Origin of the sequence: Aneurinibacillus sp. XH2 (assembly GCF_001439585.2) — a bacterium.
GTDB classification, from domain to species: domain Bacteria; phylum Bacillota; class Bacilli; order Aneurinibacillales; family Aneurinibacillaceae; genus Aneurinibacillus; species Aneurinibacillus thermoaerophilus.
On record NZ_CP014140.1, the window covers coordinates 3,436,176 to 3,455,000 of the forward strand.

Below are 18,825 nucleotides of genomic sequence, written 5' to 3' on the forward strand. Positions count from 1 at the left end.
GAAACTAATATTCCGGTCATCTTTTTAAACATAAACGAATGCCGTCAACCATAACTTCTTTATCCGTATCTTCGATGGATTCCTCCAGAGCCATCTCATAGTTGGGGCCTCCTCAACCAGCTCCAGCAATAAAAATGCGGAGAATATCTTGCTTCGGATATTCCATTGTCTCCTTCAGCTTCGCAATCGCTTCCGGAGTTACGCGAAGCATATCTTCACCTTCTTTCTGCTTCACAGCGGATGCATTTATTTTCTCACCAAATACCCTTGCATTATTCTTTTGCCCATTTCCCCAGTAAATTTTCAATCCCGTATAGCATATGTCCAAATAGTAAATACCCTATATACCCCTTATGGTATATTATAAAAATTTTTTATGTTGTCAATCCACTATAAACTAAAAACCATCTGTGGAAATTTCTGTTTGCAAAAAGAGAAGTACGGCAGGGTACGCTAAAAACGACCGTCTCAATAAGATAAAAAGGAGCTTTCATATGAAACAAACAGGAAAACTGGACAGACAGTCCTGGCTTCTTCTGCTAATGAATACGCTATACCTTATCTCCGTCGGCCTCTCCAACACTTTCGTCAATATCTACCTGTGGAAAGTAAAAAAAGACTATGCCATGATCGGATGGTTTAACTTTTTTACCTTCTTTTCTATTCTAGCTACATTTTGGATCGGCGGTCACCTTATAAAAAGATGGGATCGTGTCATAAGCATTCGCCTCGGCGTTTTCATTCTGGCCATATTTTATCTAACTGTCCTCATGCTCGGTCCGTCAGCCACAAACTATGTCGCTCTGCTTGGCCTTTTGCTTGGCATAGGAGCCGGCTTCTATTGGCTTGGATATTACGTTATGTATTTTGAAATTACCGGGCCAGAAAACCGAGATGTTTTTAACGGGGTGAACGGACTGCTTATGTCGATGGCCGCCGGAGGTGCCCCGTTGCTTGCTGGATGGCTCGTCTCACACCAAGCAAATGGATACCGGCTTATTTTTTCTATTTCGCTCATCATTTTCACTTTGGCGGTAGTGGTCAGCTTCTTTATCACCAAAAGAAAATGCGAAGGACACTTTTCATTGCGCAGTGTATGGAATGATACCCGCAACGTTTCACGTTGGCATTACGTCGTGTTTTCCTATTTTTTCTGGGGTATGCGAGAAGGCGTAGTTGTCTTTCTCGTCGGTTTACTGGTGTTTATCGCCTCTTCAAGCGAATTGACAGTAGGAATATACGCATTTCTTACGTCTACTCTGTCACTTGTGTCTTACTATATTGTGGGAAAATGGATTCGTCCTCACAAACGGGAATATTCACTTTTTATCGGAGCTTTCATGCTCATAGTGGCCGTTTTGCCACTGCTCTCGCAAATCCGCTTCAGCACACTGCTTTTGCTTGGTATCGGTACCGCTCTGTTTTACCCTTTTTTTGCCGTGCCCCTTGTTTCCACATCATTTGATGTGATCGGGGAAAGCATGGAGAAAGCAAAATTAAGGGTAGAATATATCGTTATTCGCGAGTTTGCTTTCAGCCTGGGGCGTCTGCTCAGCACGCTATTATTCGTATTGCTCGTCATGGCGACCACAGCTACCAAAGCGCTCGTACTGTATCTGATCGGGTTAAATTTACTGCTTATGCTCTGTTGGGTTTTTATGCGAAACGTTTTTCCAACTCGCGCATAAATACGAATAAAACCGTGAACAATAAAAGCATAAGTCTGAATGTTACGGAAAGGATGCGACATGTTTTGTGACATGTTTAATGAAGGAACGATATATCCTCGCTTACTTTAATACACCCGAACAGGCGGAAAATATCCGACAGCAGCTCGCGTTAGCCGATGGAATTATTGACACACAGGTGAACCGCATCGGATTGTACCCAGAGCCCCAAACAAGTCATTTCATAAAATACCATTACAGAGAATAACGAAAGGGTACGATTCGGCTAACCCCTAGTCGATCGGCCATTTTTGCCAATGATAAATTCGGATGAGCCGCACTAAAGAATACTCAAAGTCAAATGAATGAATTTCATAACTAAAATTCCTTGAACCGTAAGGCTCAATTGGCATAAAAAAAAGAGTACCTTCCCAAATCTCGAATAGAGTAGTTGTCCAGACAACTCAATGAGAAAGGTTGGTCTCCTCATGCACTTTATTCACTAAGGACATTTATCTTCTCTGCAAAATGTATTAGATTTAGAACGTACGATCATTACACAGCGATTTTCGATGGCGCCAATATTGTGCCATTGCTTAATTATGCCCTTTATACAATGCTTCATAACGTGGTTCAAGGTGAGAAAGTTGAACTACCAAATAACAGAAAAAATGGCTGGATTCTTAACGAATCCAACGCTTTTTAAATATAAAAGCTATGCGTTTTTAGCCTGATTAATCTCTCCTGTTTCCTCAACCGCAAATGATTTCTCTTCTTCATCGATGTAACTAGAAGGATGCATTTCCTCCATCTCTTCAAAGTGAATGCTCGCCGGCTTAACTTTAAATAACTTCGTAATATACAATAAATAGATAAAACCGACAATAGCCCACCCAATTCCGAGCATTAAAGAACTTTTTTCTAAATTTGCCCAAAGAATAGCTACAGCACCAGCGCCCAAAAGCGGCATAACCAGATAAGAGAAAAATCCCTTGAATGTTTTATGCATTTTCTTACGAACAACATAGTACGAAATAACAGAAAGATTCACAAATGTAAACGCAATCAATGCACCAAAATTAATAAAAGAGGCAGCCGTAGCCAAATCGAAAAAAACCGCGGTCACAGAAATCAAGCCAACGAGCACAATATTTGCAACCGGAGTTCTCCAGCGCGGATGAATATACCCGAACAGTTTATTCGGAAGCACACTGTCCCGTCCCATTACATACAGCAAACGCGAAACACTGGCGTGCGATGCCACCCCGGAAGCAAGCGTTCCTGCAAGTCCTCCTGCAAGGAAAAATACCTGAAATGCCAGGCCGCCCATATACGCAGCAATCTCAGGAGAAGAGGCTTCCGGGTCTTTAAAATGGGCCGCGGTCGGAAATACTGATTGAATAAAGTAAGACGTTATAATAAACATAGCACCGCCAATCAATGCTACAAGAAAAATCGCGCGTGGAATCGTTTTCTTTGGATTGGGTGTTTCCTCTGAAAGTGTTGTCACCGCATCAAATCCTAAATAAGAAAAACACATCAAGGTCGCGCCAGCGATAAGCGCCGAAGTATTAATTCCTTCTTTATAGAATGGTTCTATGGAGAACAGCATTCCTGTACCATCCCCATTCAGCAGCCTCTTTATGGCTACCCCGATGAAAACAACCATGATTAGTGTTTGAAAAACAACAAGCATTGTATTGAAATTAGCTGTAAAGTTTACACTAAAAATATTAACTAACGTTACAATAGCGACAAATCCAATAACCCATATCCACGCAGGAAGCCCAGGAAAAGTAGCAGAAAGATAAATTTGAGCAATCAAAGCATTTACCATTGGCAAAAATAAATAATCCATTAACGCGGCCCAACCGACAAGAAACCCAATATGCGGACTGATAGTTCTTTGTGTATACGTATATGCAGAACCAGCATTTGGAAATACCTGTATCATCTTACCGTAACTAGCAGCTGTAAATAACATTGCTACCAATGCAAGAATATAAGCTGTGGGTACATGCCCCCCGGTCGTCTCAGAAGCAATTCCAAACGTGTCAAACACAACCATCGGCGTCATATATCCAATGCCCATTAAAACAATGTGCCACAACTTCAAAGAACGCTTTAAAGTTACTTTCTCCATATATCTTCCTCCTTGTAACTACTACATAAATCGAAATTTTTCGAACAACATATTGATAAAGCAAACACCATGCCATGTAAGAATATTAAAATTGTTCTAATTATTGAGAGGAAAATATATCGCAGTATTTTGCGCGATTTATGCGTAAAACAAAAAAGAATACATTTAAATTTTACAAATAATTATGTAATAACAATTATGAATAATAGAATAACTTATGCAATTTTGGGTATGAATTTTTTGCTCATGCTGTTGACCTGTACTTTGTCAACAGCATGAGCGTAGATGTTGTAGCACCTACGCTCATGTACGTATAGACATTTCCTTAACATTTGCTTACGGAAAGCCTGTTTGTCTTATTTATTACACCTTCTATTTTTTCTTTCTATTCAACGCTACCAGACTGGCAAAGTCATGCACTAATGTTGCAGCCAGAAGAGAGGTGATTTGCGTCGGATCATAAGGAGGCAAAACTTCTACCAAATCAAAACCGACATAGTTAAAACCGGTGAAAGAACGAATCATTTCAAGCGTTTCAAGACTGTTAAAGCCGCCCACTTCCAATGTGCCGGTTCCAGGTGCGCAGGAAGGATCAACAAAATCGATATCAAAGCTTAAAAAGCAAGGGGTGTTACCAATTGTCTCTTTTACTTGTTGGACAACATCCTCTACCCCACGTTTACGCAGCTCTTGAGTCGTGATCACATTGTAGCCCAAATCTACACTCGCCTGCACATCTCCAGGATGATTGAGCGTGCCCCGAATTCCGATTTGGAACACTTTATCTGACTGCAATAATTTTTCTTCATATGCACGGATAAAGGTAGAACCATGCCAATATTTTTCATCATAGTACGTATCCCACGTATCTGTATGAGAATCAAAATGAATCAAAGCAACAGGACCGTATACTTTGGCCGCCGCGCGTAAGCTTGCCAATGTGACAGAATGGTCTCCGCCCAATCCAATCGGCACAATTTCCTCATTCATTAGATTCAATACAGTCTCTTCGATAAGCTCATAACTACGGTGAATATTGTGTGGAATAACAGGTACGTCCCCTATGTCAATGGCATTTGTATCTTCAAAAGGATACACATCATTCACTGGATGGTAAGGGAATAATGTCATTGACGCCTGACGAATTGCCTGCGGCGCAAATCTGGCGCCTACCCTAAAGGAAGCAGCTGTATCAAAAGGCATGCCAAGAATAGCAACCTTTGCGTTTTCACGTTTAGAAGGCAATCTCATAAAAGAACCGGTTGTACAAAATTCCGGTTGTACATCCGGTGAAAGCGGATATTGCATGATCTCGGTCCCTCCATTTATCTTTGTTGTCCATATTTATATAAAACAAAACATCAAATGCATTCTTGAGAACCGGCTCCGTTAATTACATTTACGCAGGTAAAATCATGGAAAGTAGAACAGCGATTAGAAATAGTTTGTTTTGCATAACATCAACTCCTACTCCATGAAATAAGAGAATGAACATAAAAAATCATTTCATCTCTTTTTACAATAGATATACAAAGCAATTATTATGCCAATTTCAATATAAGTCAAAGTAATTAAAAAATTAGGAAGAATGCCTTTTAACTTTCCGCACATATGCATATACGCATAATTCTATGCATATAAAAAAAGAGGGGGCCCAAAGTGATAGGGCCCCCTTTTTGTGTTGCTATATATGCATATACAAAACAATAAATAATCTACACATTGTATTCTATTTATAATCAGATAACCGTTTGAGACAGTTTCTTTCTTTGTATTTGGATGAAGTTACAACTTTTGCCCCATCCCTTTCAGAAAGCTCAACATAATCGTTATAGCACGATTTACATCCGGATCTTTATAAGCTTTTATTAAATCAAACAAGCTCATTTTTTCGTCCGCTCTCGCTTTTTCGACGGAACAACGCATGCCATTAACAATGCCTTCCACTACTTTTTTAATTGTTTCAGGCTCCATTTCCCCCAACATTCCGACCACACTCATAACACTATTAATACCACGGGTCATCGTAGGTTTGGAAAGCTGGGAAATACCGATTTCTACAACTTTCTCTCGCGCCTGGATTAGCCCCCCAATGATCTCTAAGGCTCCGCTTTCATACAAAAGGCGAATCACTTTCAGTAATTCCTGCAGCGCTTCACCGTTTTTGGCGATAAGACCAGTCAATTCCTCGAGCGCCTGCGCCTGAAGTTCGGCTTCGGTCGGTTCGTGCTTCTTGATCGTAGTTGTAGGTTTTGCCATTTACTTCTCCCCCTGTCCAGCGGTTTCCAATGCCCTATAATCCGCACGCTTCCATTTCCGCTCCACTTCTACCCCGCGCTGCGGATTGCGTTTGCCAAAACGAGAGTTATAGCGGGGAAGCGGACTTTCACCTTCCACCTGGAGCACTTGCATTTTTACCCTTGTTTCTTTATAAGCAGGCGTATGTGTCACCAAATCATAGAAGCTGTTCGTCAAAAGGTTAACCGCCGAATCTTCATTGGTCGAATTCATCGGCACATACACTTCGTTCCCTCGCACGCGGTCAGTAACTATGACACGCAGTTTTACAGCACCGTATTCAGATTCGAGCCGGACAAGGGACCCGTCTTTGATCCCGCGCTCTTTCGCAAGTTCCGGCGAGACCTCCACAAACGTATCCGGCACTTTGTATAAAAGCCCCCTGGACTTATTGGTCATATTTCCTTCATGGAAGTGCTCAAGCAAACGACCGTTATTTAACACCAGGTCATATTCGTCCCCTGTTTTCACAGGTGGAACCCAGTCAGTCGGCATAAGCTGCGCTTTTCCATCCGGGAATGGGAAGCGCTCTGTATACAACAGCGGTGTATCTGTTCCGTCCGCATTTACCGGCCAGAGCAAGCTATTCCATCCTTCCAGGCGCTCATACGTTACACCAGCAAACAGCGGCGTAAGGCTTGCCGCTTCTGCCATAATTTCTCCTGGATGCTCATAACACCAATGCGCGCCAAGGTGATTCGCCAAGGCGGTAATGATTTTCCAATCTGGAAGGGATTCACCTAGCGGTTCCAGTGCCTGATACAGACGCTGAATACGGCGCTCCGTGTTCGTAAATGTGCCTTCTTTCTCAAGGCTCGGGCTAGCTGGAAGTATAACATCGGCGAACTGAGCCGTTTTTGTGAAAAACACGTCCTGAACGACGAAGAACTCCAGCTTTTCCAGTGCGGCATGAATATGGTTCGCATTGGAGTCAACCCATGCCATATCTTCCCCCATTAGATACATAGCTTTCAGCTTGCCTTTATGAATGGCTTCAACCATACCGGGATTATCAAGCCCTTTTTCTCGCGGCAATTTTACGTTCCAGGCTTTTTCATAACGCTCACGCACCGCATCGTCCGTTACAAGTTCATAACCCGGAAAGAAGTTCGGAAGCGCCCCGAAGTCGCACGCCCCCTGTACGTTGTTATGTCCGCGCAGCGGGAATGCGCCGGCATTCGGACGGCCAAAGTTTCCCGTCACAAGCAACAGATTGCTGATCGCCGTACTCGTTTCGCTGCCACCACAGTGCTGAGTAACGCCCATCGCCCAGAAAATAGCTGTTCCATCAGCTTCATAAATCATATTCGCTGTCTGGATTAGCTGTTCTTTCGGAATACGAGTGACTTCTTCCGCATACTCCAGCGTATATTTTTCTAGCGATTTCACGTACTCATCAAAACCGTTTACGCGCTTGGTGAGAAACTCCCTGTCATGCCATCCCTGGTCAATGATGTATTTTGTGACGGCGGACAGCCAGACATGATCCGTCCCCGGCGCCGGACGCAGGAATAAATCCGAGCGTTCTGCCATCTCGTTTTTGCGCAGATCGGCAACGATAAGCTTCTGTCCATTTAATTTATGAGCGCGCTTCAGACGCGTAGCGATAACCGGATGTGCTTCTGCCGGGTTAGCGCCAACGATAATGGCTAGGCCGGCTCCTGCCATGTCATAAATCGTGCCCGCATCACCACCATATCCGACCGTACGGAACAATCCCGTTGTCGCCGGGGATTGGCAATAGCGGGAGCAATTATCGACATTGTTCGTTCCGATAACCGCGCGCGCGAACTTTTGCATTAAATAGTTTTCTTCATTCGTGCATTTAGAAGATGAAATAAAACCAAACGCGTCCGCACCGTCGCGTTCTCTGATTTCTTGGAATTTGTTTGCAATCAGCTCCAATGCTTCTTCCCATGTCGCTTCATAAAACTCATCGCCTTTACGGATAAGTGGCTTCGTCAGCCGCTCTTCACTGTTAATGAAATCCCAGCCGAATTTTCCTTTCACACAAGTGGAAATACCGTTAACCGGCGCATCCGGAGTCGGCTGGATTTTGAGAATTTTGCGTCCTTTGGTCCATACTTCAAACGTACAGCCGACACCACAAAACGTACAAACCGTTTTCGTCCTTTTTATGCGGGTTGCGCGCAGTGTTGCTTCCAATTCAGATACGGCAAAAATGCCGCTATACCCCGGCTCCACTTCTTTTACAAAGTCAATCATCGGGCCAAGCAACTCCTGCTTCATGCCTGTCATAATGCCAGCCTCGCCAAGCATTGATTTTTCCATCAGCGCATTACATGGACATACGTTTACACAATGGCCGCAAGATACACAGGATGATTCGTTAATCGGAACGTCATCGTCCCATATAACCCGCGGATGCTCGCGTTCCCAATCGATGGACAGCGTTTCATTTACCTGAACATTCTGACAAGCCTCCACGCATTGACCACAAAGAATGCATTGATCCGGATCATAGCGGTAGAACGGATGGGACATATCCACTTTGTACGGCTTTGGCTTATATGGATATTTTTGATGCTCGATTTGCATCATCTCGACCGTATTATGAATGCGGCAGTTTCCGTTGTTGTTGTCACAAACAGTGCAATAAAGCTGATGGTTTTCCAGAATGCGATCCATCGCTTCCACTTGCGCCGCCCTCGCCATCGGTGATTTTGTCTCTACATTCATGCCGTCCTCTACTTTCATCGCGCAAGCACGCGCCAGCTTACCGTTGATTTCCACCATACAAGTATCACACGTTTGAATCGTGCCCAGGTTCGGGTGATAACAGATGTGTGGAATATCAATGCCGCTCGCCTTAATCGCATCAATGACATTCTGTTCTTCGATCGCCTTTACCTCCTGCCCATCAATACGAATAGACACTTTTACTGTAGAACTCATCTTTCTCCTCCTTATCCGATATTCGATCGAATTCGACGAACCGCTCCGAGGTTCCTACCTCTTCATTTGTGCGATTTCTCGCACCCATAAGTAAATAAACAAAAAATCCCATCACAAAACAGCTTTATAGAGAAACTAACCTCTATAACAACCGTTTCATGATGGAATAGCCTTCGGCCACGAAGTGTATCTAAAACCAGTCCGCCATATCCAAAAACAAAAGGGAAAAAGTCAATAGAATGCGCTTCAACAATCTATCTTCAACTTAACCCTATATATATTTCTTTATTCAACATCTTTTGTTATTATTTTCATATATTATACCAATGGTTCCGCTAACTGTCCAGTGAAATTGTAACGAATCATTCCACGCCATATTTGGCAAGAATCCATTAAAAAATATCTTCCCCTACCACTCTTTTTCCCTTGTAATTCCAAGACCAGGTACATCAACTAACTGTATATTTCCTCCGTTATAGAGCATCCCCTCTGGCTCCTCAACAAGCCAAAGCGGAGCATCTAAATCATAAAACTTAATATTTGGATGTCCTGCGGCGAAATGTGCAGCCGCAGCTACTGACAATGATGACTCCATCATACTCCCAATCATACATGCTATTCCATTGGCTTCAGCAATGCTTGCTAGTTTAATAGCTTCATCGATTCCTCCGCATTTCATAAGCTTAATGTTTAGTAGATCTACATATCGTCCGGAGACAAGCATTAAGGCATCACTTGCAGAAAATAAACTTTCATCTGCCATAATCGGTGTGTTTACCCGATCCGTTACAAACTTTAAACCTTCAAGATCTCTTGCATGGACGGGTTGTTCAACTAATTCAATTCCGAGCTCTAAGTTTTCCATTTCACGAATAAGACGAACAGCTTCTTTTGGTGTCCATCCTTGATTAGCATCTAAACGAATTTTGATAGTTGCAGGGATTCGTTCTCTTATAGCTTGTATCCGCGCGATATCTAGCGTTGGGTCATTCCCCACTTTTATTTTTAAAACTTTAAACCCGTCCTTCACCGATTTTTCTGCATTCGCAGCCATTACGTCTGGATCGTCAACCCCGACTGTCATATCTGTTTCAATCGTTCCTTTCCCACCTAGTAAAGCATAGAGCGGGAGTTGCAGTAGTCGAGCATAAAGATCGTGAAGAGCAATATCTGCCGCAGCTTTTGCACTCGTATTGCCAATACAGCATTTTTGTACTTTTTTTAACACCTTCTTAAAATTGGTTATATCCTCATCGATAATAGCTGAACGAATAGGGCCTAGCAATGCCGCCTTAATACTCTCACTGGAATCACCCGTAATCACCCAAGTTGGCACTGCCGCTCCAATTCCGGTTAATCCATTCTCCAATTCAATCATAACTTCTAAACTTTCAATATCGACAGCTGTACGAAGAGCTGTTTTAAAAGGTGCACGCAGTGGTAAATGGCGTTGTTTTACATACAACTCTCGAATAATCATAAAATTCATCCTTTCTACAAACTTGACAAAATTTTACCGACTAACATTCCAAAATACGTTCCTGTAAATGAACCTAGCAGAGCCATTATGACACCAATCGGAATGAGCGAACGATTATAAGAAGCAGCAAGCATTGGTGCGGATGCCATTCCACCGATATTGGCAAGACTTGCAACACCTAATGTAAACAAGTCGTATTTGAACAATTTTCCAAGTAAAATCATAACGATTAAATGAATGAGCAGAATTAAGAAGCCTGACAACAGATAAATCGGAGCTTGTGTAATATTAGAAAAGTCCGATTGTGATGCAATGAGTGCAATTACGATATATAACATAACATTGGATATATCCATTGAACCTGGTATTTTCGCAACTGGCGTTACAGCAAGTATAAGTCCAACAACCGAAGCAATCATGATGGTCCATGTTGTTGCATTGATAACATCACCGATGACAGGCAAATGATTTCCTGCGAAAGTGGAAAGTGAAGAAATAAGTAACCCAATTCCTAACAAATATAATATATGCTGAAAGGATGGGCCTTCTTTTTCATTTTCTTCTTTTGCCGCTGAAACTTCTATTGAATGATTTAAAAAGCCGACATCAGCTTTTGTCCAACGATTGAATTTTCCTGCAAATGGAACAAGCCAGAACATAAACATAACCCAAACTGCATAGTTAATCGTATCCATCATTAAAGCATAACCAAATATGTTTTCTGGGACATGGAAAATCCCCTGCAACGCTACCATGTTTGCTGAACCACCCGTCCAGCTTCCCGCCAATGCTCCAAAAGCCTTCCACGTATCTTGAACATAAAACCCTTTAAATATTACATATGTGACAGTAAACCCTATTAAAATACTAAACACTGCTGAAAAAAAGGCACCTAACATTCTGGGGCCGAGCTTAAACACTTCACGAATATCACATTTCAATAACATTAAAGCTAGCATACCAGGTAATAAAGCACTTCGAATTGTCCTATTTGTTGAACTAATTGAATCACTTTCAGAAAATAGACCAAATGTATTCATCAATGCAGCTCCAATATAAATAAGAACAATTCCCGGAATAAACTTAAATAATCCTTTAGTGCGGAAACGCTTTTCTAACGCAACCATTACTGCCGCAAGTGCAACAAGTACACTTAAATACATAAATCCATCTTTAATCATCATCTGGCCCTCCTTGTAGTAAAAAAAGTTCCATAACCATTACAGTAACACAGTAAATATTTATAATATTTTTAATAATATGTATTTTTCAAGATAAAAAATCCAGTCTACCATATTGACGGTTAGACTGGATTTTGTCTAGGTTTATTTAGACAAAGCAGCGGTGAAAATTTGATTATACTTCTTTCGAGCATCCTTTAATGCGACAATTAGAGCTTTTTGCGAAGAACCAAAATAACGGTTCGCAATTTCATCAACAAGACCTTCATCTTGTATCCGCCGTCCAACAAATAATGACTGAACAAATTTCGCCGTAAGTTGAATCGTTGCAGAACATTCCGCATCAACGATCTTACCAGTAGATCGATCGAAAACTAGTGCTAGGAAATAGGACTTATACTGCTCGGTTATTGGATTATTTTGTGGAGCTTTGGCATCCCCGATTAAATAAATTGTATCTTTGTCATAATACACAATCGATGTCCCCCAATAAAGATACAGACGTCATAAGCGACAATCAAACGGAAATTTGTTGAAACTTATGACATGTATACGGTTTCATTTGGAGTTAATTTTACTATATCATTGAACTAATTTTTTGACAACCATTTTTTACTAACTAATAAATCAGCTAATCTATTGCCTTTCTGCTTTTCATTATTATAGTAATCACCGCATTGAACGGGCGATCCGTCACCGCTATATCCATATTTATCCATTTCTTCTCCTTCCTCCCTTCTTCAGGGTTAACACGTTTCCAGAGCGAATGTAAGAGTCGTAGTTTGACTTTTGAAAACGGAAGAATAAAATTAAGGAATAAAAAAAGACGGAAGTGATTATCATGCCCTATCCTGTAGTCCGCACGCGCCAAATCTTACGCTACAAGAATAACGAACTGTATGAATGCCAGGACGAAGTGGTAAACGAGTTTCCATTGACCATTTTTCTTGACGAAGAAGAATTCGCTACCGTGGTATGCACACCTGAATACGTTGATGATCTTGTCATCGGTTTTCTGGCTTCCGAAGGCGTTATCCGTTCCTATCAAGACATCAAAAACTTGATCATTCAGGAGCAGGAAGGATTCGCTTATGTAGAATTGCATAAAGCTCATAAAATCAGCCAACAATTCTATTCTAAACGCTATATTTCCTCCTGCTGTGGTAAAAGCCGACAAAACTTCTATTTCTATAACGATGCCCGTACGGCCAAAGTAATGACTGAAAAGAATGTAACACTTACTATTGAAGAGTGTTTTCGTTTAATCCGCCTCATGCAGGAAGCTTCCGCCCTGTTTCAAAGCACAGGCGGCGCGCATAACGCCGCACTATGCGACCGGAACGGGATCGTTCTTGCCCGTACAGATATCGGACGCCACAACGCGCTGGATAAAATTTACGGTTTCTGTCTGAAAAACGCAATCCCTGTGCATGATAAAATCATCGCTTTCAGCGGTCGTATTTCTTCTGAAGTTCTGTTGAAAGTGGCGAAAATCGGCTGTGAAATCGTACTGTCCAAATCGGCTCCAACCGAACTGGCTCTCCAGCTAGCCGAAGACCTGAGCATTACCGCTGTTGGTTTTATTCGTGGTTCTTCTTTGAATGTGTACACGCATCCTGAACGAATCAAAAAGCCATAACGAAAAAATTAAGAAAAAAGCAGGAAAACAATGTCCCTCACCTTTTTCTTATTTTATCTATTGTATCAAAACTTGATCGCAAAGTACCCGCTAATGTAAACGAATTTATGAGAAAAGTCCACTCCAAGTAATCTGAAGCGGCCTAAGCTCTGAAAAAAAGACCTGCTCGGCTTATTTCCTTACAGGAAATAAGTCGCAGGTCTTTTTATTTTCAATTCGAAAGAACAAAGAATCCTATTTAGGAAAAAACAAGCAAATTTCCTCCATCGTTTGCATAAAGCCATAAAATACGTTATCATAAAACGCGCGTTATGTTATGTTGAATAAAGAAAAATTTTATATTTATTATAATTCAGTCCATTTTGTTGACTAAAGATTGTGGAATAGAGAAAAAAGGATAAAAATGTTATTCTTATAAATTTTTAAATGGGAGATGGTGTAAAGAACAATGTGCGGCATTTGTGGAGTGATTCGTTATGATAAAGACCATACGGATGAAACTCTTATAGAAAAAATGCTTCCGGCTCTTGAAACACGCGGGCCGGATGATGAAGGAATCTATACAAAAGACGGAGTAAGCTTCGGACATAAGCGCCTGAGCATTATCGACCTATCAGAAAACGGCCACCAACCAATGATCGACAAAGAGTTAAAACTAGCGATCGTTTATAATGGCGAAATCTACAATTTCCAGGAACTACGTGATGAATTACGAAAAAAAGGATACTCGTTCCGCTCAACCAGCGATACGGAAGTTCTGCTGAAAGCTTATCACGCCTGGGGTGATGAATTCGTCAAACGGTTAAACGGAATGTTTGCCTTCTGCATTCATGATGAGACGCGTGGACGCTTTCTGTTAGGCCGAGATCGACTTGGTATTAAACCTTTATATTACGTTGAGGAAGGAAGAGCATTTTATTTTGCCTCCAACACGCAAGCGCTAAAAAGCGTCGGAGTCATTCGTCCGGAGCTCTCTCCCGAAGCACTTCACTATTACTTGAGCTTTCACGCGGTAGTACCGGCTCCGCATACCATTTTTAAAAACGTAAAAAAGCTGCAACCCGGGACTGTGATGAGCATCGACGCAAACGGAGAAAAAAAGATATTCTCCTACTGGGACGTAACGTTTGAACGGAGGGAAACACTATCGGAAGCAGAGTGGATTGAGCGCGTGCTGAATGGATTAAGGAAAAGCGTAAAGCGACGCATGGTCAGCGACGTGCCTGTAGGTGCCTTGCTTAGCGGCGGTCTCGATTCCAGCCTGATTGTTGCGCTTATGGCTGAATGCAATCCCTGCTCTCTCCACACCTATTCCATTGGCTTCGAAGACGTTGGAAATGAAGAAGGAAATGAATTCTATTACAGTGATCTGATCGCGAAAGAATTCAGAACCAAACATCAAAAGATTTTCATTGATTCCCGCCGCCTCCTTCCCAATATCGAAAAATCCGTTACCGCCATGGCGGAACCGATGGTTAGCCACGATGCGGTCGCTTTTTACCTTCTGTCGGAGGAGGTCAGCAAGCAAACGAAAGTGGTACTGAGCGGTCAAGGTGCCGATGAAGTGTTTGCCGGCTACCATTGGTATCCGAAGATGATGAACGGTACGCGCGATGCCGTAACAGAATATAAAAAAGCTTTCTTCGATCGCACGCACGAAGAAATAATAGACGCCCTACAGCCGAAATACCATGGCTCCGATGTGTCTGGAAAGTTCGTATCTACGCACTTTGCCGCACCGGGCGCCACAATACCGGTGGATAAAGCGTTGCGACTGGATACGCGGGTTATGCTGATCGATGATCCGGTAAAGCGCGTAGATAATATGACCATGGCATGGGGTCTTGAAGCGCGCGTGCCTTTTCTCGACCATGAACTTGTAGAGCTGGCGGCTTCGATTCCGCCAGAATTGAAAGTGGCTAGCAGCGGAAAACATATTCTGAAAAAAGCGGCGGAACGATTGATTCCGCATGAAGTGATCTATCGAAAGAAAGGTTATTTTCCTGTGCCTGCCCTGAAATACTTGCGTAATGAATATCTTGATTTTGCACGCGACATTTTGACGACAGAAAAAGCGAAAAAACGCAATCTATTTAACCCGGCTTATGTGGAAAAGTTGCTGGGTGCGCCGGAAGAGCACATAACCGTATTGGGCGGAAGCAAGCTCTGGCAGTTGACCGTGCTGGAATTATGGCTGCAAAAGATGGGGTGTTAATCATGCCTTATCGAAAAGAGAGAAAACGATTCCGGCTAGAATGTTTTATGACCCCTTCCTTGCATAGCTGGGGAGAGAACATTCCTGAAATAAAGAAAAAAGATATGCAGTCCGATATTGCTATAGACTGCGGTTGGGGTCACCTCATTTTCGGGCAAACCTTTGATGACGATCGCAAGCTTATCGAGCTTTTTCTAGAGGAAGAGACAGGGCGGCGCGACTTGGCAATTTACGTGCGCAACCACCATGTTCTGCTTTCCAAAGCACCTAACCTCCTGTTCGTTGACCCGTCCATTACATTCCGTCTTTGGCTTCATAACTATCGCATGTCAAAAAAGAAGCCCGAAGGATTCCATATCCGCTTCATGACAGATGAACGTGATGCAGAGCGCGTGAATGAGATTTATAGGAAAAGCAATATGGTGGAGGCGGACCCAGTTTTAATGATGAAAAATCAGTATAGCCATGTTTTTAACTATTTTGTCGCGGAAGACCCGGAGGATGGAGAAATTATCGGAACGATTACCGGCATCGATCATAAAGCGGCGTTTAACGATCCGGACAACGGTGCAAGCTTTTGGGCGCTTGCCGTCGATCCGAACAGACGGGCGAAAGGGATCGGCCGCGCGCTAAACATTCCGGTTGTAGGGTTGGATTTGCTGGTGCCTGATTTCACAGGCGAAGAATACGTGATTATTGAAGCCAACGAACGGCCTGGGCTCGCCAATCATGAACCGCAGCCTACCGCCCAGCATTTCATTGACTTTTTGTTCCCGGAAACAAAAAAATAAGGGACGAAGGAAAAAGTCAGGTTATTACGCCTGGCTTCTGTTTTTACCAGCGGGAGCCTGAAAGAATCTGTAGAGGCATTTCCTTGCTGTCTAACTCCCGGTATAGAGGGAGGAGAGAAGAAGCTCTCCTCTTCAAAGGCTTACTTTTTGCTTCTGAACCATGTGCTTGCTCGGGTTTTCTTCGGGCTTTCCGGGTGCGTCGGATCATAAAACCATTTCCTTTGAACAGTTACAAATGCCAGGATAGCTCCGATTAGAATCAACCACTCCAAGCGGTTCACCCCCTGGGCATATTGTGTCCTGCCAGCCTGAAAATTCCCTAGAAAAATTTTTGCTTGTGAAGTAACAAATGCCTGCGGTCATTGTCGATAAAAAAAGCTGCCACGTTAAGTGACAGCCTCTACTTTTTAATGATGTTCCAATTCTTTCAGTTCGGATAGCGCGACTGTTTTGCGATCCGCAGGATTGTCCAAGGTATGTATTCTAGCTGTTTTGCTCCGTTCATCGATCGAATCAATCCAAACCTGCACCCCCTCGAAACCAACATCGATTTTATCATGTGAATTCAAAATTTCTTTTGCGCGTCTTACTTCCATTGTTTATCACTCCTTGGTCTTTATTTTTTGTTCTTAGGCCGAATTTATACAAAAAGAAAACAGCCCTTTATCTAAAAAAACACGTTTCAGACAAAAGGCTGTTCTCTTTCGTTATACCTTGAAAACTGAATCAGAAGAAACATGACGCACAGGACATCCAGTCTATCTTTGGTTAAGCCCTCGACCGATTAGTATTCGTCAGCTCCACGTGTTGCCACGCTTCCACCTCGAACCTATCCACCTCATCATCTATAAGGGGTCTTACCAGCTTACGCTGTGGGAAATCTCATCTTGAGGGGGGCTTCACGCTTAGATGCTTTCAGCGCTTATCCCGTCCGCACATGGCTACCCAGCTGTGCTCCTGGCGGAACAACTGGTGCACCAGCGGTGCGTCCATCCCGGTCCTCTCGTACTAAGGACAGCTCCTCTCAAATTTCCTGCGCCCACGACAGATAGGGACCGAACTGTCTCACGACGTTCTGAACCCAGCTCGCGTACCGCTTTAATGGGCGAACAGCCCAACCCTTGGAACCTACTTCAGCTCCAGGATGCGATGAGCCGACATCGAGGTGCCAAACCTCCCCGTCGATGTGGACTCTTGGGGGAGATAAGCCTGTTATCCCCAGGGTAGCTTTTATCCGTTGAGCGATGGCCCTTCCATGCGGAACCACCGGATCACTAAGCCCGACTTTCGTCCCTGCTCGACTTGTAGGTCTCGCAGTCAAGCTCCCTTCTGCCTTTACACTCTCCGAATGATTTCCAACCATTCTGAGGGAACCTTTGGGCGCCTCCGTTACCTTTTAGGAGGCGACCGCCCCAGTCAAACTGCCCGTCTGACACTGTCCCTGTACCGGGTCACGGCACCAGGTTAGAAGATCCGTACATCGAGGGAGGTATCCCAAGGACGACTCCACCCAGGCTAGCGCCCGAGCTTCTCTGTCTCCCTCCTATCCTGTACACGATGCACCAATCTACAATATCAAACTACAGTAAAGCTCCATGGGGTCTTTCCGTCTTGTCGCGGGTAACCTGCATCTTCACAGGTAGTATGATTTCACCGAGTCTCTTGCCGAGACAGCGCCCAAGTCGTTACGCCTTTCGTGCGGGTCGGAACTTACCCGACAAGGAATTTCGCTACCTTAGGACCGTTATAGTTACGGCCGCCGTTTACTGGGGCTTCGGTTCAGAGCTTCGCGTACGCTAACCCTTCCCCTTAACCTTCCAGCACCGGGCAGGCGTCAGCCCCTATACTTCGCCTTACGGCTTCGCAGAGACCTGTGTTTTTGCTAAACAGTCGCTTGGGCCTTTTCACTGCGGCCCCCTCGGGCTTTAACACCCTACCGGGGCACCCCTTCTCCCGAAGTTACGGGGTCATTTTGCCGAGTTCCTTAGCAAGAGTTCTCTCGCGCGCCTTAGGATTCTCTCCTCGCCTACCTGTGTCGGTTTGCGGTACGGGTACCTCACTCCTCGCTAGAGGCTTTTCTTGGCAGTGTGAGATCGGGGACTTCGCTACTAAGATTTCGCTCGCCATCACGACCTGGCGTTAAGGTGTACGGATTTGCCTATACACCCGCCTCATCGCTTGGACAGACTAAGCCAGCAGTCTGCTCACCCTACCCTCCTGCGTCCCCCCGTCGCTCAAACGGAGTGGAGGTAGTACAGGAATTTCCACCTGTTGTCCATCGCCTACGCCTTTCGGCCTCGGCTTAGGTCCCGACTAACCCTGAGAGGACGAGCCTTCCTCAGGAACCCTTAGGCTTTCGGCGGAGAGGATTCTCACCTCTCTTTTCGCTACTCACACCGGCATTCTCACTTCCTGCCGCTCCACCTGTCCTTACGGTCAGGCTTCTCCGCTGCAGGAACGCTCCCCTACCACTGCACCGTAAGGTGCAATCCGCA

At 43.8% G+C, this 18,825-nt stretch carries 16 protein-coding genes and 1 rRNA gene (1 of these 17 cut by a window edge); 5 read left to right on the top strand and 12 right to left on the bottom strand.

All coding sequences use genetic code 11. From position 1 onward, the window contains the following. Positions 1-112: 112 nt before the first annotated feature. A complete protein-coding gene (locus ACH33_RS19755; RefSeq protein WP_057900079.1) occupies positions 113-328 on the bottom strand; it encodes a hypothetical protein in 216 nt (71 codons plus the stop codon). Positions 329-494: 166 nt separating this feature from the next. Here ACH33_RS19755 and ACH33_RS17095 point away from each other — a divergent pair, with 166 nt between their 5' ends. After that, a complete protein-coding gene (locus tag ACH33_RS17095) occupies positions 495-1,688 on the top strand; it encodes an MFS transporter (RefSeq protein ID WP_057900080.1) in 1,194 nt (397 codons plus the stop codon). A 79-nt stretch (positions 1,689-1,767) separates the two neighbouring features. Next, on the top strand, positions 1,768-1,935 hold the full coding sequence (locus ACH33_RS19555; RefSeq protein WP_156424112.1) for a hypothetical protein: 168 nt from the start codon (positions 1,768-1,770) through the stop codon (positions 1,933-1,935). Positions 1,936-2,382: 447 nt separating this feature from the next. Here ACH33_RS19555 and ACH33_RS17100 read toward each other — a convergent pair whose 3' ends face one another. The 8 genes from ACH33_RS17100 to ACH33_RS20410 form a co-directional block, all read right to left on the bottom strand. Beyond that, positions 2,383-3,810: an APC family permease gene (locus tag ACH33_RS17100; RefSeq protein WP_057900082.1), complete on the bottom strand. Its 1,428-nt coding sequence runs from the start codon at positions 3,808-3,810 to the stop codon at positions 2,383-2,385. Between the two features lie 372 nt (positions 3,811-4,182). Further along, entirely contained in the window at positions 4,183-5,118 is a 936-nt protein-coding gene (speB, locus tag ACH33_RS17105) for an agmatinase (protein WP_057900083.1), read from the bottom strand. Between the two features lie 477 nt (positions 5,119-5,595). Next, complete coding sequence (locus ACH33_RS17110; RefSeq protein WP_057900084.1) at positions 5,596-6,069, bottom strand: helical membrane plugin domain-containing protein; 474 nt, start codon at positions 6,067-6,069, stop codon at positions 5,596-5,598. Continuing rightward, positions 6,070-9,024 (bottom strand): formate dehydrogenase subunit alpha, encoded by a 2,955-nt coding sequence (gene fdhF / locus ACH33_RS17115; RefSeq protein ID WP_057900085.1) that lies wholly within the window; start codon positions 9,022-9,024, stop codon positions 6,070-6,072. It lies immediately after the preceding gene. 409 nt (positions 9,025-9,433) lie between these two features. Beyond that, entirely contained in the window at positions 9,434-10,504 is a 1,071-nt protein-coding gene (locus tag ACH33_RS17120; RefSeq protein ID WP_057900086.1) for a dipeptide epimerase, read from the bottom strand. Between the two features lie 14 nt (positions 10,505-10,518). Then, complete coding sequence (locus tag ACH33_RS17125) at positions 10,519-11,685, bottom strand: DUF819 family protein (RefSeq protein WP_057900087.1); 1,167 nt, start codon at positions 11,683-11,685, stop codon at positions 10,519-10,521. A gap of 144 nt (positions 11,686-11,829) precedes the next feature. Further along, a complete protein-coding gene (locus ACH33_RS17130) occupies positions 11,830-12,159 on the bottom strand; it encodes a DUF3870 domain-containing protein (protein WP_057900088.1) in 330 nt (109 codons plus the stop codon). A 116-nt stretch (positions 12,160-12,275) separates the two neighbouring features. Further along, positions 12,276-12,404, bottom strand: coding sequence for a hypothetical protein (locus ACH33_RS20410; protein WP_257721578.1), 129 nt, complete (start codon positions 12,402-12,404; stop codon positions 12,276-12,278). 122 nt (positions 12,405-12,526) lie between these two features. On the opposite strand from ACH33_RS20410, the gene fdhD reads away from it, so the two are divergent. The 3 genes from fdhD to ACH33_RS17145 all read left to right on the top strand — a co-directional run bounded on the left by fdhD (position 12,527) and on the right by ACH33_RS17145 (position 16,330). After that, positions 12,527-13,324, top strand: a complete 798-nt coding sequence (fdhD, locus tag ACH33_RS17135; protein WP_057900089.1) for a formate dehydrogenase accessory sulfurtransferase FdhD — start codon at positions 12,527-12,529, stop codon at positions 13,322-13,324. A 448-nt stretch (positions 13,325-13,772) separates the two neighbouring features. Next, the gene (locus ACH33_RS17140; protein ID WP_057900090.1) at positions 13,773-15,539 is read left to right on the top strand and encodes an N-acetylglutaminylglutamine amidotransferase; all 1,767 of its coding nucleotides are present in this window, start codon (positions 13,773-13,775) and stop codon (positions 15,537-15,539) included. Beyond that, positions 15,515-16,330, top strand: a complete 816-nt coding sequence (locus tag ACH33_RS17145) for a GNAT family N-acetyltransferase (RefSeq protein WP_082706124.1) — start codon at positions 15,515-15,517, stop codon at positions 16,328-16,330. Before ACH33_RS17140 ends, ACH33_RS17145 begins: the two co-directional genes overlap by 25 nt. A 140-nt stretch (positions 16,331-16,470) precedes the next feature. Here the strand turns inward: ACH33_RS17145 and ACH33_RS20415 are convergent, their stop codons facing one another. The 3 genes from ACH33_RS20415 to ACH33_RS17155 form a co-directional block, all read right to left on the bottom strand. Further along, the gene (locus ACH33_RS20415) at positions 16,471-16,602 is read right to left on the bottom strand and encodes a hypothetical protein (RefSeq protein WP_257721579.1); all 132 of its coding nucleotides are present in this window, start codon (positions 16,600-16,602) and stop codon (positions 16,471-16,473) included. A gap of 135 nt (positions 16,603-16,737) precedes the next feature. Then, complete coding sequence (locus tag ACH33_RS17150; RefSeq protein ID WP_057900092.1) at positions 16,738-16,926, bottom strand: H-type small acid-soluble spore protein; 189 nt, start codon at positions 16,924-16,926, stop codon at positions 16,738-16,740. A gap of 168 nt (positions 16,927-17,094) precedes the next feature. Then, positions 17,095-18,825 (bottom strand): 23S ribosomal RNA (locus ACH33_RS17155); it runs 1,205 nt beyond the window's last position.